Genomic DNA, 15,919 nt, shown 5'->3' with positions numbered 1-15,919 from the left:
TCATGGCAGTCATATCCAAGCAGCCCCCAGGGGCTGCTTATTCAGCCACCCAAGCAATAAGCCAAACCCCGAAACGTAAAAACTTCATTGCGGTATTCGCCTTAGCGCCAGCACTAGCCGTATTTTTCGCTTTCTGGCTACTGCCGTTTTCTCGTCTGATTCTAATGGGCGCTGAAGCCGATCGTAGTAGTGGTATCAGTGCTTATCTCACCATTCTTACCCATCGACAGTACTTAATTAGCCTCGTCACCACCGTCACAATCTCCTTTACCGTCTCACTTGTTGCCGTGGGCATCGCAGGCATCGCCGGTTTTTTTTTGGCACGCCACCGTTTTATAGGTAAATCGGTATTGGTCGCGATTCTCACCTTTCCACTTGCCTTTCCAGGCGTGGTAGTCGGCTTTTTAGTGATTATGTTGGGTGGTCGTCAGGGAGCTTTGGCTCAATTGAGCCTGTGGTTATTCGATGAGCGCTGGATGTTTGCCTATTCACTTGCCGGGCTCTTTATCGGCTATCTCTATTTTTCCATTCCGCGCGTCATCACCACGGTAATGGCGGCTTGTGAAAATCTAGACCAAAGTCTTGAAGAGGCTGCCCGTTCGCTGGGGGCAAACTCATGGCAAGTCACTAAAGATGTCATCGTGCCGGGTATTGCGCCCGCTTTACTTTCGACCGGCGCTATCTGCTTTGCGACCAGCATGGGGGCATTTGGTACCGCTTTCACGCTCGGCACGCGACTGAGCATTTTACCTCTCGATATTTATGGCGAATTTACCAACTACGCCAACTTCGCCATGGCAGCCGCGCTATCTGTTGTGCTTGGGCTGATTACTTGGGTCGCATTAAGTCTGGCCCGCAAGTTGGCGGGCGGCAATGTAGGAGCCCCCGTATGAATCCACGTATCCGATTCTTCCTACAGCTGAGTTTCACTCTGCTGGTTTGCCTCTTCATGATCATCCCCGTGGTCATGTCCGTCATGGCTGGGCTGACCGAGAACTACTTTGTTGGCCTTAAAAGCGGTTTGACGCTGCGCTGGGTAAGTGAGGTATGGCAGCTTTACTCCAACACAATCTGGCTTTCTATCAAGCTGGCGCTGGCCTGTTTGGTGATTACAACGCTGATTGGCGTGCCCGCGGCTTATGGTTTGCTACGCAGCCGCCGCCGCTGGGCCAATGCGATTGAGGAACTGCTCCTGCTACCGGTGGCCGTGCCAGGCCTTGCCACTGCCCTCGCTTTACTACTTGCCTACGGTAGCTACCGGGAATTCCGTGGAAGCTGGCTATTCATTTTGGTAGGCCATGTACTTTTCACTCTGCCATTTATGGTGCGAGCCGTGCTTTCTGTTATGCAAACCGCGCGTCTACCGCTGCTTGAAGAAGCGGCAGCAAGCCTAGGAGCCAACTTTCGACAACGCTTTTTTGCGGTGGTGATTCCCAACTGTCTTAGCGGTATTTTGGCGGGCGCGCTGATGGTCGTCACCCTATCAATTGGTGAGTTCAACATTACCTGGATGCTGCATACCCCGCTTACTAAAACCCTTCCGGTAGGCCTAGCCGATAGCTATGCCTCCATGCGCCTTGAAGTGGGGTCGGCCTATACACTGATCTTTCTAGTGATGATTGTCCCACTGCTGGTGGCTATTCAATGGGCTGGGCGGCTTTCCAGCCCACGCCGTTAAGCAACCAGAACATCTAACTCGCCCCGTCGCCAAGAGATAACCCCGAGATCGATATGAGTTCATCCGTCAGCATCACCCTAACCCAATGCAGCCGTACTTTTTCAGGTAACCACAAGGCCCTGCAACCGCTAGATCTCCACATTAACGCAGGAGAAACCTTAGTGTTACTTGGGCCGTCTGGATGTGGCAAAACTACTACACTGCGCATCATCAGCGGCCTTGAAAGCCCGGATAAGGGCGGTCGCGTCCAATTTGGCGAACAGGATGTGACTGCCCTGCCTATTGAAAAGCGCGATGTCGGCATGGTGTTTCAAAACTACGCCCTATTTCCCAATATGAGTGTTGCCGACAACATTGCCTACGGTCTGAAAATACAGCGCTTGCCCCGTTCTGAGATTGAGCAACGGCTGGCCGAGGTCATGCGCATGGTGGATCTGGAAGGCTTTGGCGAGCGGCGTATTGATGCCTTGTCAGGTGGGCAAAAACAGCGCGTTGCCCTCGCGCGCGCCATTGCCGTTCGCCCCAAAGTGCTGCTATTTGATGAACCCCTTGCGGCTCTGGATGCCAAGTTGCGCGACCGGCTGCGCCTGGAAATCGGCCAGCTACTACGCGAGCTGGGCACAACCGCGGTTTATGTGACCCATGATCAAGACGAGGCGATGGCCTTGGGAGACCGTATCGCAGTGATGCAAACCGGGAGAATTGCACAATTGGGTACGCCCCAAGAGATTTATCACCAGCCCGCCAATGCGTTTGTGGCCGACTTTATCGGCGCGGTGAATCGCTTGGAAGTCATCGGAAAAGGGGCTGATGGTCATCTCACGGTGCAAGGCGGTGAATTGACCGCGCCTCACCTACAAGAGGCACTAAGCGTTTACTGTCGTCCAGAGGATATCGAAGTGGTCGCCCTAGCGGATGCCCAAGTAAAAGGCCGCGTTCTACAAAGTATTTTTCTAGGCCAGTCTCAGCAGTTAATGGTTGATACAGGTGGCGCTACACCGATTCAGGTTAAGGCATCATCGCGCCAGCTTTGGCCCACCGGCGCCGCTATTGGTTTGAACCTGCCCCCGCAAGCGCTTTTTCATCCAGAGCCAAGTCATTCAAAACTAGCCGCCACAAGCGCCAAGGAGCAGGCCAATGGGTAAATCTTGTCTTATCGCTCAAATCAGTGACCCGCATATCAAAGCTGGCGGGCGCCTTTCCTATCGTCAAGTGGATACTGCCAGTGCTCTACGCCAAGCCATTCAAACGCTCAATCAGCTAATGCCACGCCCCGATTTGGTACTCATTAGCGGTGACCTGGTCGACTTTGGCCACCCCGATGAGTACGCGACATTTAAACAGATTTTGGCGGAGCTAACGCTGCCGGTTTATCTGATCCCCGGCAATCATGATGACCGCGATCATTTACGTACTGCTTTTCCCGAGCATGACTATCTCTTTCAAGACGCTCATTATTTACAGTGGGTAATTGATGACTACCCAGTACGCCTAGTGGGGCTGGACTCCTCCGTGCCGGGCGAGCCTTACGGAGAGCTAAGCGAGGAAAGCCTGTGCTGGCTGGATAAAACCCTGGCCGAACAGCCGCAAACCCCAACGCTGGTGATGCTCCATCATCATCCATTTATCAGTGGCATTGATCATATGGACCGCCAGCCTCTTAAGCAGCCCCACGCGCTGGCCGAGATAATTAACAAGCATGCCCAGGTTGAACGCGTGCTTTGCGGGCATGTACACCGCACTATTCAGGCACGCTTTGGAAATACGTTAGCCATCAGCTGCCCTGGAGTTTCGCATTATGTCAGCCTGGATCTAACCCCAGACGGCCCTTCCCGTTTCCAATTAGAGCCGCCAGGGTATTTACTACACCAATGGTCAGCAGAGGCAGGCATGGTGACGCACCAAGGTTTTATTAAACAGTACCCGGGCCCTTATCCGTTTTACGACGCTAACGGTCTAATTGACTAATACACGCTTCATACACCGCTAAATCCCCGGCAGAAAAGCAGCAAAACGTAACCGCCTCAACGGTAGAGCCCTGCCTTAGCGCCTCGCTCACCGTTGAGACAGCAATCCGTGCAGCTTCTTCAATAGGATAACGGTATACGCCGGTACTGATGCTTGGAAATGCTACCGAGCGTGCGTTTACCGATTCAGCCAGAGCCAAGCAGCGCTGATAGCAAGACGCCAATAATTCGGCTTCGCCGCGTGTTCCGCCATGCCATACAGGGCCAACGGTATGGATAATAGTACGTGCTGGCAGTTTAAAGCCTTCGGTCAGTTTTGCATCGCCAGTGGCGCAACCTCCCAGCGTTCGACAGGTGTCAAGTAGCTCCGGCCCGGCCGCACGGTGAATGGCGCCATCTACACCTCCGCCACCCAGTAATGAGGTGTTAGCCGCGTTAACAATGGCATCAACATGAAGCGTAGTGATATCAGCTTGTATCGCGATAATGCTCATTTACAACCTCCTTGTTGGCTATTTAGATGCACCGATCGGCTCCACTTCAGGTGTTAAGTGCGCCAGCTCCCAGGCCTGCACCATCTGCTTTTTAGCGACGCCCCAACGGTAGCCACCTAACGCCCCGCTTTGCTGGATAACACGGTGGCAAGGGATCCATAACGCAATTGGGTTAGCACCCACCGCATTGCCTACGGCTCGCGACGATTTAGGCATGCCCAGCGCTTGAGCAATCTGCGTATAGCTTGCCAACTGGCCTTCAGGAATGGTGAGTAGTGCTCGCCATACTGCGACTTGGAAATTGGTACCGGTCACGTGAAGCGATAACGTACCAGGTTTTGTTTTAGAAGCTGCCAATAGCGCATCAACCACATACGCCGTCGCCGCTGGGCGATGATTGAGCGAGCTTCGCGGCCACTCCTTGGCAAGCCGCGCCAGCAGTTCATCGGCGCTCGTAGCATCCACAAAGCCCATACGGCAAACGCCGCGCGGAGTCACCGCTACCAGCACGCTGCCCAAGGGCGTTGCATGCACGCCGTACTCGATACAGACGCCCTCCCCTTGACGTTTATGCTCTCCAGGCGTCACCGCTTCTAACTGCACAAAGTGATCATAAAGCCGAGAGCCACCGCTCAGCCCAAGCTCATGGGCAACATCCAGTAATGCCAGCGGCTCTTTTAATAACTGCTTACCCCGCTCCATGGTGAGGGCCTGCAAAAAGCGCTTGGGCGAGATACCTGCATAGCGGCAGAACAGACGCTGAAAATGGTAGGCACTTAAATGCACATGAGCCGCAACCTCTTCCAAACTGGGTTGCAATACCGCCCGCTCGACCATGTAGACCATCGCCTTTTCGATACGCGCATAATCATCCATTGCCGGTTCCTCTGTGTGATACCGAAGCTCTCCTAGCTTAAGCGCTCCCTAGCGGCCTGCCGACCCGAATCTTGCGCATATCATTTTTATACAATACCCCGTCGCCACATCATCGCACACTCCCCTTACTGTTTAGGAGGATCACAATGTGCGTTTCGCTATTACTCCCCATGTCAGCTTTTGCTCTTGCCGCATCCATTTCCCCAGGCCCCGTCAATTTGATATGCCTCAGTAGCGGCACCCATTACCCTATTGTTAAAGGGTTAATCTTTGTGACAGGAGCCACACTAGGGTTTATAGCGCTGTTTCTAGGAATTGGTGCAGGGCTTTACGCTTTGCTCACCACCGTGCCTCTACTTGAAGTATTACTTCGTTGGGCCGGAGTAGCGTTTCTGCTTTACCTAAGTGTCAGGTTAGCAATGGATGACGGCAAGTTGTCTGTGCAAGCAACCACCAAACCGCCTGGTTTTATGACAGGTGCGCTCATGCAATGGCTAAACCCCAAAGCATGGATTGCATCGGCTTCTGGCATTGGCGCTTATACAACGGGTAACGACCCGGCTCAAATAGCCATGTTCGCGGCGCTTTACCTGCCTATTTGCTGGTTATCGTTAGCCAGCTGGGTTTACGCGGGGGCTTTCTTAAAGCGCTATATTCAAACGCCTCGATTGTTAGTCGCTATTAATCGACTGCTTGCAGCGTTATTGGCTGCTAGCTGCCTATTTTGCGAAGCTCTATATACGGTATTTTTGGGTCACGCCAAAAAACAGGAGCTGCGAAAGGAAAAGAGTGTGGGGGTATCTATTATATCCTAGCCAATAAGAGAAGTGATGAAGAGTAAAATGACCCTACCGCCTGCGTGTCGCCACCTCACCACTCGCGCTAGACAATACCATGGGACTGACCCAGTATGTACCGCCGTATTAGTCCGCCGATGTAGATCCCATCCATGGCCATTATCTCAAAAAGTCCTAAAGTGTGGTTCGAGCGCATTAACGGCTCAAAGAATATGCTATGGCTATTGGGCATGTTCTCATTTCTTGAAACCATTATTTTACCCATTCCCATTGAGCTAATACTCATCCCGCTAATGGCAGCCAACAAGCAGCGGATCTGGCTTTTGGCGACCATCACTACATTGGGCTGTCTGACCGCCTCCCTGGTGGGCTACAGCGTAGGCTTGCTGTTATTTACGTCGGTAGGCACATGGTTTATCAACATCACCGGTATGCAGGAGAGCTTTCAGGCGTTTCAACTGTTTTTTGATCAATACGGCTTCGCTGCCATTATAGCCATGGGTATCCTGCCTATCCCCTTTCCGATAGCCATGATAACGGCGGGCATTTCGGGCTACCCTGTCTTGCTGTTCTTGCTGGCGGCATTAATTGCTCGTGGCCTGCGCTACTATGGCTTAGCCTGGCTGGTTTATCGCTTCGGTAATCGAGTGCTGTTGCTATGGAAGCGCCATGCGTTGTTTACCAGCTTGATGGGCGGCGTAATAGTGCTATTGATTGCTCTGGGGCTACAAGCACTCACGCGCTTGATGATGTAACCGACATAAAGCAGAAGACCAGGAAAGTAGCACCCGCTAGATACCGTAATCCCGCTCGACCTTGGCAATCCGAGTTTTAAAGTGCTGATACCACTGCTGATGCCCAAGCCGCTGTGCTTCTTTATGTTCGGCGTGCGCCTTCCACGCTTTAATCGAGGCCAAGTCAGCCCAGTAGGAAACCGTAACCCCCACCTCATTTCGAGCCGATTCAACGCCTAAAAAACCTGGCTGCTGCATGGCTAACTCAACCATACGCTCCGCCATGTCATCATAGCCATCTTCAATACCCGTGCGCACAGAGGTGAAAATAACGGCGTAATACGGGGGTTCTGGAGTCGTTGCGATAAGGGCCATGAAGTTCTCTTGATCTGAAAACGGTTTTAAAAAGCATACCGTAGGCGAAGCAGTAGACTCCATAGCTAATTATTGGTGTTTACTCATCAAATCAATATCGTTGCGCGTGAGATGGTGCTTTACCTACGACGCAGCGGGCAAGAGCCCCAGCTTGGCGCTTGGCTTGAAGGGCGCAACCATGTCGATGAGCGAATTCACCTAGTGCAAGACACCCTTTGCGCGGCCCCTTCACACACTTGGCGAGTTGAAGCGCTAGCGGCACAGGCAGCCATGAGCGAACGCCATTTCAGCCGTCGGTTTAAACATCTCACGGGCACGCTGGTAGGCGATTATATTGCGGGTTTGAGGCTACAACGCGCCAAAGCGTTAATGACCGAAACCACATGGACGCTTGCGCGCATTGCAGACGAAGCAGGATTTGGTGATGAGCGCCAGCTTCGCAGGTCCTGGGCTCGGCAGGAAAGTGTGCCGCCCAGCGTGTGGCGCCGGGCTCAGCCAGTCATGCCGGTTTAATACGGTTTTCAATACAGCTACGCAAAAAGCACGATGACTCATCGGCGGTGCTTTACTTGAGGCTTAGACCAGCGCTCGAACTATTTGAAAACACATCACCAGCAAGCACAGCGTTCCAATACCGTAGGAAACCGTGCGCCAAGGCTGAAGTTTGGCCAGATAACACAGCGTATGGCAGTAGCGTGCTGCGGTGAAAATCATGAAGAGCCATACGGCCAAGCCTGAAGGCGCGCCCACGAAAATATAGGTAACTCCCAAGGCCAAAAAAATAGGAATATTTTCAAGATCATTCGACCAGGCTTTGCTAGCTTGCTGCACCTGAGGCAACTCCTCCTGGGCAGGCGCCTTACCTGCTAACGCCGCATCCTCGGGTGTTTTAAAGGTCATTTTGGTGATGCGATGAAACCCCTGATATAAAGACGTGGCAAACATCTTCACAAACAGCAGCACTGTCGCTACCGCGTACCAATAAACGGCCTCATCCATAACGCCTCCGGTAAGATTCAATCCTGGTTAACGCATAATTGATGATTAAACAGTTCATTGCGAAGTGAGAACTTCACTGTCCAAGCATAGCCACTTTCCCAGCCCCTGTGTTTAGGCTTTAATACAGCTTATGCGATGAAGCCCATTCATCAACAAAGCAGGTTGTCGCCATGGCCCACTTTATTCTGCCCGGTAACGCCGTTCATTTGAATTTCCAGCAGCGCCTGCCCAACACCAACCTTCGCACATGGGTGCAATGCCTTTGGTCGATGGGCGGGCAAAGCCCCCTTGCGCATCCCATCGTAGAAAAGCTTTATCCCGATGCAGGCGCCAGCCTCACCATTCACCTTGGAAGCTCTCGTCCCATCGTCACGCTCTGCTTTAACAGACACATGTTGCTTGAGACGTTTGATACGTCCACCACCCGGATGGGTATTCGGTTTAAACCGGCCAGTATGTATAGCCTCCTGGGCTTAGCCCCGGAACAGTGTATAGACGCGCATCTTTGCTTGGGCGATGACATAAAACCCTCCTGGATGGACAGTTTAATGCCGGTGGTGGAGCGCCTTTATCAGCTTGATGCACCCAAAGGATTAGCCCTGCTTGAAACATGGCTTCTGGGTTTACTCAAAAGTCGACTAACGAGTAGAAGCCCCGTACCAGGAATTATCCAGGCGATTAACCAATTACAGCTCCCACCTGAGCAGTTAGCTGCCAATGTTGGGTTAACCCGACGCACCCTGGAACGTCGATTAAAACGTGAAGTCGGTGTCTCGCCAGGCGCGTTGGTGACGTATGCTCGCCTCAACCGAGCGCGACGGTGCTTACTTGAAGCTGACCGGCCGCTATCAGAAATAGCGCTCCACTGTGGCTACTATGACCAGCCGCACTTTACCCACGCCTTCCAATCCTTTACCAACGAAACACCCGCCACCTACCGCAAGCGCAAATTGTCGCAAATTTACAAGGCCTAGTACGCACACCTTTATATGCTGAGACCTCACCAATCAACGAGGTCACTGCCATGTCTCAGCGTATTTCTCGACAAGTCGTTTACAAGCTAACCCCTCGCCTTGCTAAACATTTGGTGCCTCTGGGCGAAGTAGCGGCTAATAGCGCGGTAACGCCTACCATCATCCACCTCGTTCAGCTACGCGTTTCCCAAATCAACCAGTGCTGCTTCTGCCAGCATATGCATACTCAGGAAGCCCGAGACGACGGCGAGCATCAGGTAAGACTGGATGTACTGCCTGCCTGGCGGGAAGCCCCCTGCTTCAATAAACAGGAACGTGCAGCCCTTGAGTGGGCCGAAGCGCTTACCTTAATCAGCCAACAGTCTGTTAGCGACAGCGTCTACCAGAATGCTCTGGCTGCCTTTGGCGAACAGGACCTTCTTGAGCTAACCACGGTGATTCTAGCCATTAATAGTTGGAACCGGGTGGCGGTAAGTATGCAGTTTGCGCCTGACATCTCGCTATAAACCGAAAAAGACATCGCAAGCCTGTGTGACGGCCTGCGATGTCTTGATCAAAATCCCCTTCCGCACGGCTGGCTTCTAAAAGCCACTCCACTCGTTTACTATGCGCCACCCTCACTCCCAAGCTACCCAGGCCGCCATGTCCTTTAACGCACTCTATACCGACCTTTCTGGCTATTACGATGTGATGTGCGAAGACATCGACTACCGGGCGCAAAGCAACGCCGTGCAAAGGCTTCACCAAATTTTTGGTAACGGTGGCAACCTTCACCTCGATGTCGCGTGTGGTACCGGGCCTCATGTTCGCCATTTTATTGATAATGGCTACGTGAGCAGCGGCTTGGACATTAACCAACCCATGCTGGATATTGCCGCCATACGTTGCCCTGAGGCTCAGTTTACGTGTCAGGACATGGGCAACTTCCAGGTAAGCGACCCGCAGGATTTGATTACCTGTTTTTTATATTCGATTCACTACAGCGACGGAATTGAAAAGCTCAAAGCGTGTATTGAAAGTGCGCACAGCGCCTTAATGAGTGGCGGGGTTTTCTGCTTTAACGCAGTCGACAAAGATAAAATCGACAACAATCTGTTTGTGAGCCACACCGTTAAAAAAGCCGACGATGCCTTCACGTTTCGTTCCGGGTGGCATTACAGCGGTAGCGGTGAAAAACAGGCCCTCAAACTTAGTATTGCAAAAACCAACGCGTGCGATACCCAAGTATGGAACGACGAGCACCCCATGGTCGCGGTTAGTTTTGCCGAGCTAATTACGCTGCTTGAGCCCTACTTTGAAGTGCACGTATTCGAGCACAACTTTGAAGCTATCACGCCGTGGAACACCACTTCGGGGAACGCCATTTTTGCCTGCGTGAAGATTCAACCCCCCACGGTTGTAGCAACGGGCCAATCCACTTGTTGCTGATCAGTTCACATAGTACCCACTTACTTTCCAAACGCCGTTTTCAAAGTGCGGCGTAATGGTTTCGGTAATATCAGACTTGTTGGAAAAACGCGTTTGATAGATGAACTTTTTGTAATCATTTTTGGGAGCGCCGGGCATAGAGGTTTGCGTGATGACGCGTGTGCGGCGTCTTGCCTCCACCGACCCGAAGTCACGGCGCGCTGCGCTAATGATCCGCTCTAGCATACTGGGCGAAAGCGGACTCTTAAGAAGCGGTGATGACTCCTCCCAAGCCAGCTCATACTCACCACTGTCGATTGCATCAAGCCATGCCAGCGCCGCGGCCTCAGCCGCATCGGTGTTCGCTTGAGCATAAGGTGCCAGCAGTAGCAGGGCTGTAATGAAACAGATCACGATTTTTGGCATGGGTAACTCTAGGCAGCGATCAGTAAATAGGTGTGCTTAATTTAATATCGGTACCAGTCGCCATTACTTTAGTATTAATCACAATAATCGAACAAGCTAACCGCAGTTTTTTCTATCCCTTGGCTTTATTAAGTAAGAGAAAGCCCCCTGCGCCAACCGCGGCACAGGGGGCTATTTCATGCGTTAACTAGCAAAAAACAGCCCTTAGCGCACCTTACAGGCCAGCAAACTCAAAGGGCTCGGCGTCCTCAAACGCGTTGACCGTATTGCCTGCATAAACACTGTTATTCTTGAGGCTCAGTTTGCGAACAGGCGCGCCCTCAGTAAAGTCGGCATCCTTCATATCCACCCAAAACGTGTTAGGCGTAAGTGCCGTCTCGAAATAATAAACAAGGTGTTTCTGATCAGATACCGCTCTCCACCTGGTAGAAGAAATATTCGGCTCCTCTTCTGATGAGATACCGAAAGGAACAGACGCATTGCGGATCACGCTAAATGCGCTGCCAACAGCAACTCTTGTATCGCTCGTTTTAGGAATGGCATCCATGTAGAACGACGCTCTGACAAACCGATCCGCGGCACGGTTTGTGCCAGGCAGCATGACCAAACCACCGATCTGTCTCCAGTAGTCATCCAGCGTCAGTTGCTGCTTGAAGGTGGGCGAGTTTGTCACCACATTGTATGACGTATCGTGATGAATAGTGAGTTTACCGCCGATATACTCAAATATTGCGTTATCACCCTTGGCATCTGAAATTGACAAGTGAAGCGTAGCAAATCGAGTGGTGCCCGGTATTTCAGCAGAGACGACCACAAAAGGCTCATCGCGCAGCGCCTCCACCGCCTCTTCAACGGTCGCAAAATTATCCAAAACATACTGGACCCAGGCAGCCACGGAAAGCCCCTCGTCATCCGGCCCAAAGTCAGGATACTCTGCCTCAGCAAGCCATAGCAGGTTAGCCACCAAGCCTTTTTCGTTCATGCCATCAGTGCTTGCGATATCAAACGCGCTGGTAACGACACTTCCATACTGGGATGTCCAAGTAACGGAGTTGGGCCCAGCCGCACCATCGCGCTCCATTCCCTTTGGAAACAGCCATAGGTTCGGATGTATTTCGTCCCTCCAATCCATGGAGCGCGCCGTGATAATCATGTCATCAGGGCCCTGATATACCGCGCGCGTGCATGCATCTGCTGTGATGGCCACGAACAAGGCACACATGCTTGCCGCTAGCGTTAATTTTTTTTTGATTCTCATGGTGGTTTCCTTTTATTTACAAACGTTATAGAGCCTGCCAGAGATAATTGGCGGCTAACAAGAAAAGCGCCAATCCCTTTTTTATAAAAAGAATAGCGACATGGAGTCCCCAGCCCATACCCATATTTAAATTATCAAATCCACTTCACCTTAGGCATAAATTTAGCTTTGGTCACACACCTTATTGCACAACATCTGAACTAGTATTTAAACTCAGATGATTGTTCTATTTTTCATCATGTTTTGTCACTACTCACAATCAGGAGTCAGTAATGTTCCGATGTGTAAGGTTATGGACAGGCAGTAATCATCAATCGTGTTTTGAAGAAGGATGGATCGATCTTCCCAAAGGCGAGCGTCATGACTTGCTCAGTGATGTCATCGAAACGACCAGCATCTCCTTTCGGGAAACAAGCGAAGGCGGCAGCTTTAGCTGGCATGACGCTCCCAACCGTCAATTCGTCTTAACGCTTAGCGGCACACTCACTTTCGAGACGCGCACGGGCGACTCATTCACGCTGCACCCCGGCGACATTTTATTGGCGGAAGACACCACAGGCGGCGGCCACCGCTGGCATCTAATCGATAACCAGTCCTGGCGGCGCGTGTATGCGATAGTGCCTCAGGATATAGACCTTCCTTTTATCAGCGCATCAAGCAAGTGTTGAGTTCCTAAGCGGAGAACGTTCATGCCTACATCAGCACAGATTCCCGAGCGGGCAGATATTGTAATGGTCGGCGCTGGCATCATGAGCGCCACGCTCGCAACCCTCCTCAAAGAGCTAGAGCCTTCACTCAAGATTGTGGTACTGGAAACACTGAAAGATTGCGCCCAGGAAAGCTCCAATGGTTGGAATAACGCAGGTACCGGACATGCCGCCAACTGCGAAATGAACTACACCCCTGCTCGCTCAGACGGCACGGTTGATATCAGCAAGGCGCTGGAGGTCAACACAGAGTTCGATATTTCACGCCAACTCTGGGCCTACCTGGTCAAGAAAGGGGCCATTCCCAACCCGCAGGCGTTTATCAATCCCTGCCCACACATGAGCTTTGTTTGGGGCGAGGATAACGTCAACTATCTACGCCAGCGCTTTAAACAGATGTCATCGCACCACTGCTATCACGGCATGGAATATAGCGAAGACCCTGCACAGATCGAGCAGTGGACTCCGCTCATCATGGAAGGACGCAACGATGGCGAGCCCGTCGCGGCGACGCGTATCGTATCAGGGTCTGATGTCGACTATGGCGCGCTTACCCACCTGCTGTTCGACCATTTGTCGCAGCAATCCGGGTTTGAAATTCACTACTTAAAGCACGTACAGGATATTACTCGACAAAACGACAACCGCTGGTGCGTGGAAATGCACGACACGCACAGCAAACATCATGAAAGCATTCAGGCTGGGTTTGTTTTCATCGGCGCGGGTGGCGGCGCTATCGAACTGCTGCAAAAGTCTGGCATCCCTGAAGGGCATGGCTACGGCGGCTTCCCCGTCAGTGGTATTTGGCTACGCTGCGATATAGACAGCATTAGTGAACGTCACCACGCCAAGGTGTACGGCAAGGCGGCCCATGGCTCGCCCCCGATGTCAGTCCCCCACTTGGATACGCGCATTATTGGTGATAAAAAATCGCTGCTCTTCGGCCCTTACGCCGGTTTTTCATCGCGCTTTCTCAAGCAAGGTTCTCTGACGGACATGTTCCGTTCGGTACACCTGGATAATGTGATTCCCATGCTTGATGTTGCAAAGGATAACTGGCAACTAACGGAGTATCTGGTCTCCCAGGTACTGCAAAGCAAGAGCCACCAATTTGAGATGCTGCGCCAATACTACCCAATGGCACGCCATCACGACTGGACCCACGCCGTGGCGGGTCAGCGCGTGCAAATCATTAAACCCAGCCATGAAAAAGCCGGTGTGTTGGAGTTTGGCACCGAGCTAATCGCCTCATCCAATCACTCCCTCGCCGCGTTACTAGGCGCTTCGCCTGGCGCATCAACGGCGGCCTTTATCACGCTAGAGGTATTGGAGAAATGCTTTGCCGACAAGCTAACCAATGATGGCTGGCTCCCCCAGCTCAAGACGATCATTCCCACCTACGGCATCGACCTTAAAACGGATAAAGAGGCCTGCTACGACACGCGCAAGCAAACAGCCGCAACGTTAAACCTGGACTTTGTTTGAGGTCTCTCATGTCTATCAAAAACGTATCTGATTTAGTGATCGAAACGCTGTTGGAAAGCGGTGTTGAGCGGATCTATGGCGTTGTTGGCGACAGCCTCAACGGCCTCACTGAGGCCATACGTGAGCGGCCCGGCATCGAATGGGTGGGCCTACGCCATGAGGAAGTTGCCGCATTCGCGGCCAGCGGCGAATCACAACTAACCGGTAGCCTGGCCGTTTGTGCAGGCTCTTGTGGCCCCGGCAACCTTCATCTTATCAACGGCTTGTTCGATGCCCACCGCACGCGCACGCCGGTGCTGGCCATTGCCGCGCATATTCCCTCTTCAGAGATCGGCGGCGGCTATTTTCAGGAAACCCACCCCCAAGAACTGTTTCGTGAATGCAGCCACTACTGTGAGCTGGTCTCCGACGCCAGCCAATTACCTTATGTGCTGGACAATGCCATTCGCGCCGCCGTTGGGCAGCGTGGCGTTGCGGTCGTGGTGGTGCCTGGTGATGTTGCGCTGCGCGCCTCACCGGTTAAAACGGTAACGCCGCGCCATGGCTTATTACCCCCCACGCCACGTGTGGTGCCCGCCAAAACCGAAGTGGAAGCACTCGCCAAACTACTCAACGATGCAGAGCGCATTACGCTTTTCGCTGGCCGAGGCTGCGCCGGTTCACACGCCCAGCTAATGCAATTGGCCGATGCGCTTAAAAGTCCCATCGTGCACGCACTCGGCGGCAAAGAGCACGTCGAATATGACAACCCCTATGATGTCGGCATGACCGGCTTTATCGGGTTCTCATCAGGTTACGCGGCCATGCAGGAGTGCGACCTGCTGCTGATGCTGGGCACGGATTTTCCGTATAAACAGTTTTTACCGCAAAAGACCAACGTCGTGCAGGTCGATATTCTTCCTGAAAACCTGGGCAGGCGTGCCAAGCTGGCATTGGGCGTGGTCGGCGATATCGGGTTAACCATTGAGGCCATTCTGCCGGCGCTTCATACGCGCACTGACCGGCACTTTCTGGATGCAGCGCTGGCCCACTACGTTAAAGCGCGCGAAGGCCTGGACAAACAGGCGCAAAATCACTCGGCCCACTCACCTATCCATCCACAGTACCTTGCGCGCTTGTTGAGCGAAAAAGCCAATGAGGATGCGATTTTTACTGCCGATGTAGGAACGTGCACAGTCTGGTCGGCGCGCTACCTTAAAATGAACGGCCAACGTCGTCTTATCGGCTCGTTCTCGCATGGCTCGATGGCTAACGCCATGCCTCAGGCGATTGGCATTCAGTACGCGCAGCCGGGTCGGCAGGTTATTACGTTCTCCGGCGACGGTGGCCTTTCCATGCTGATGGGCGATTTACTGTCACTTAAACAGCACAACATTCCGATCAAAATCGTCATCTTTAATAATGGAGTGCTCGGCTTCGTTGCACTTGAAATGAAAGCAGCCGGTTTCATTAACACGGGCGTAGACCTGGATAATCCCGATTTTGCTGCCGTTGCAAGCGCAATGGGCATTTATGCCCGTCGTGTTGAAAACCCTGGCGAGCTGGCCGATGCCATCGACAATGTATTAGCCCACGATGGCCCCGCCGTGCTGGATGTAGTGACAGCCAAACAAGAGCTGGTACTGCCGCCCACCATCGGCATGGAACAGGTCAAAGGGTTTAGCCTCTGGGGGCTACGTGCCGTCATGGATGGCAGCATGCACGAAGTCATTGATCTGGCCAAAACCAACCTGCTAAAGCGT

The 15,919-nt window shown here is 52.6% G+C and carries 18 protein-coding genes and 1 pseudogene; 13 read left to right on the top strand and 6 right to left on the bottom strand.

What is annotated here, in order from left to right:
• The first annotated feature begins 2 nt into the window (after positions 1 to 2).
• From ACT3T7_RS09805 to ACT3T7_RS09790, 4 genes are read left to right on the top strand one after another with little or no spacing between them, the layout of a single operon-like run.
• The gene (locus ACT3T7_RS09805) at positions 3 to 893 is read left to right on the top strand and encodes an ABC transporter permease (protein WP_444630917.1); all 891 of its coding nucleotides are present in this window, start codon (positions 3 to 5) and stop codon (positions 891 to 893) included.
• Complete coding sequence (locus tag ACT3T7_RS09800; RefSeq protein ID WP_172118221.1) at positions 890 to 1,678, top strand: ABC transporter permease; 789 nt, start codon at positions 890 to 892, stop codon at positions 1,676 to 1,678. The genes ACT3T7_RS09805 and ACT3T7_RS09800 overlap by 4 nt, the downstream gene beginning before the upstream one ends.
• Before the next feature lie 53 nt (positions 1,679 to 1,731).
• The gene (locus tag ACT3T7_RS09795) at positions 1,732 to 2,823 is read left to right on the top strand and encodes an ABC transporter ATP-binding protein (protein WP_444630916.1); all 1,092 of its coding nucleotides are present in this window, start codon (positions 1,732 to 1,734) and stop codon (positions 2,821 to 2,823) included.
• Positions 2,816 to 3,646 carry a phosphodiesterase gene (locus ACT3T7_RS09790; RefSeq protein WP_444630915.1) on the top strand — a complete coding sequence of 277 codons (831 nt, stop codon included), beginning with the start codon at positions 2,816 to 2,818 and terminating at the stop codon, positions 3,644 to 3,646. The genes ACT3T7_RS09795 and ACT3T7_RS09790 overlap by 8 nt, the downstream gene beginning before the upstream one ends.
• On the opposite strand, the gene ACT3T7_RS09785 is transcribed toward ACT3T7_RS09790, so the two are convergent.
• Both ACT3T7_RS09785 and ACT3T7_RS09780 read right to left on the bottom strand, forming a co-directional pair.
• On the bottom strand, positions 3,627 to 4,139 hold the full coding sequence (locus tag ACT3T7_RS09785; protein WP_444630914.1) for an O-acetyl-ADP-ribose deacetylase: 513 nt from the start codon (positions 4,137 to 4,139) through the stop codon (positions 3,627 to 3,629). The two genes, ACT3T7_RS09790 and ACT3T7_RS09785, sit on opposite strands and share 20 nt — an antisense overlap.
• Before the next feature lie 18 nt (positions 4,140 to 4,157).
• Entirely contained in the window at positions 4,158 to 5,015 is an 858-nt protein-coding gene (locus tag ACT3T7_RS09780) for a methylated-DNA--[protein]-cysteine S-methyltransferase (RefSeq protein WP_444630913.1), read from the bottom strand.
• A 146-nt stretch (positions 5,016 to 5,161) separates the two neighbouring features.
• Here ACT3T7_RS09780 and ACT3T7_RS09775 point away from each other — a divergent pair.
• A pseudogene (locus tag ACT3T7_RS09775) lies at positions 5,162 to 5,740 on the top strand (LysE family translocator); the annotation flags it as partial.
• A gap of 224 nt (positions 5,741 to 5,964) precedes the next feature.
• The gene (locus ACT3T7_RS09770) at positions 5,965 to 6,567 is read left to right on the top strand and encodes a YqaA family protein (RefSeq protein ID WP_444630912.1); all 603 of its coding nucleotides are present in this window, start codon (positions 5,965 to 5,967) and stop codon (positions 6,565 to 6,567) included.
• A 36-nt stretch (positions 6,568 to 6,603) separates the two neighbouring features.
• Here ACT3T7_RS09770 and ACT3T7_RS09765 read toward each other — a convergent pair whose 3' ends face one another.
• Positions 6,604 to 6,921 carry an antibiotic biosynthesis monooxygenase family protein gene (locus ACT3T7_RS09765; protein WP_441680236.1) on the bottom strand — a complete coding sequence of 106 codons (318 nt, stop codon included), beginning with the start codon at positions 6,919 to 6,921 and terminating at the stop codon, positions 6,604 to 6,606.
• A gap of 75 nt (positions 6,922 to 6,996) precedes the next feature.
• Between ACT3T7_RS09765 and ACT3T7_RS09760 the strand changes: the two genes are divergently transcribed.
• On the top strand, positions 6,997 to 7,434 hold the full coding sequence (locus ACT3T7_RS09760) for a helix-turn-helix domain-containing protein (protein ID WP_444630911.1): 438 nt from the start codon (positions 6,997 to 6,999) through the stop codon (positions 7,432 to 7,434).
• A 63-nt stretch (positions 7,435 to 7,497) separates the two neighbouring features.
• Here the strand turns inward: ACT3T7_RS09760 and ACT3T7_RS09755 are convergent, their stop codons facing one another.
• Positions 7,498 to 7,920, bottom strand: a complete 423-nt coding sequence (locus ACT3T7_RS09755; protein WP_444630910.1) for an MAPEG family protein — start codon at positions 7,918 to 7,920, stop codon at positions 7,498 to 7,500.
• 170 nt (positions 7,921 to 8,090) lie between these two features.
• Here ACT3T7_RS09755 and ACT3T7_RS09750 point away from each other — a divergent pair, with 170 nt between their 5' ends.
• The 3 genes from ACT3T7_RS09750 (at position 8,091) to ACT3T7_RS09740 (ending at position 10,322) form a co-directional block, all read left to right on the top strand.
• Positions 8,091 to 8,894 (top strand): helix-turn-helix domain-containing protein, encoded by an 804-nt coding sequence (locus tag ACT3T7_RS09750; RefSeq protein ID WP_444630909.1) that lies wholly within the window; start codon positions 8,091 to 8,093, stop codon positions 8,892 to 8,894.
• 50 nt (positions 8,895 to 8,944) lie between these two features.
• The gene (locus ACT3T7_RS09745) at positions 8,945 to 9,400 is read left to right on the top strand and encodes a carboxymuconolactone decarboxylase family protein (RefSeq protein ID WP_444630908.1); all 456 of its coding nucleotides are present in this window, start codon (positions 8,945 to 8,947) and stop codon (positions 9,398 to 9,400) included.
• 136 nt (positions 9,401 to 9,536) lie between these two features.
• Positions 9,537 to 10,322: a class I SAM-dependent DNA methyltransferase gene (locus tag ACT3T7_RS09740; RefSeq protein WP_444630907.1), complete on the top strand. Its 786-nt coding sequence runs from the start codon at positions 9,537 to 9,539 to the stop codon at positions 10,320 to 10,322.
• Here ACT3T7_RS09740 and ACT3T7_RS09735 read toward each other — a convergent pair whose 3' ends face one another.
• Entirely contained in the window at positions 10,323 to 10,727 is a 405-nt protein-coding gene (locus ACT3T7_RS09735; protein ID WP_444630906.1) for a DUF4019 domain-containing protein, read from the bottom strand.
• A 214-nt stretch (positions 10,728 to 10,941) separates the two neighbouring features.
• Entirely contained in the window at positions 10,942 to 11,985 is a 1,044-nt protein-coding gene (locus ACT3T7_RS09730; protein WP_444630905.1) for a linear amide C-N hydrolase, read from the bottom strand.
• Positions 11,986 to 12,257: 272 nt separating this feature from the next.
• On the opposite strand from ACT3T7_RS09730, the gene ACT3T7_RS09725 reads away from it, so the two are divergent.
• From ACT3T7_RS09725 to poxB, 3 genes are all read left to right on the top strand, one after another.
• Positions 12,258 to 12,653, top strand: a complete 396-nt coding sequence (locus tag ACT3T7_RS09725) for a hypothetical protein (RefSeq protein WP_444630904.1) — start codon at positions 12,258 to 12,260, stop codon at positions 12,651 to 12,653.
• A gap of 21 nt (positions 12,654 to 12,674) precedes the next feature.
• Positions 12,675 to 14,177 carry a malate dehydrogenase (quinone) gene (mqo, locus tag ACT3T7_RS09720; RefSeq protein WP_444630903.1) on the top strand — a complete coding sequence of 501 codons (1,503 nt, stop codon included), beginning with the start codon at positions 12,675 to 12,677 and terminating at the stop codon, positions 14,175 to 14,177.
• Positions 14,178 to 14,185: 8 nt separating this feature from the next.
• On the top strand, positions 14,186 to 15,919 hold a 1,734-nt coding region (gene poxB / locus ACT3T7_RS09715; protein ID WP_444630902.1), incomplete at its 3' end, for a ubiquinone-dependent pyruvate dehydrogenase.

The sequence above is a fragment of the Halomonas sp. 111 genome (genome assembly GCF_052379685.1).
Classification (GTDB): Bacteria; Pseudomonadota; Gammaproteobacteria; order Pseudomonadales; family Halomonadaceae; genus Vreelandella; species Vreelandella citrativorans.
The sequence above is the reverse complement of the archived record's forward strand: the minus strand, read 5'-3'. Positions and strand labels throughout refer to the sequence as shown.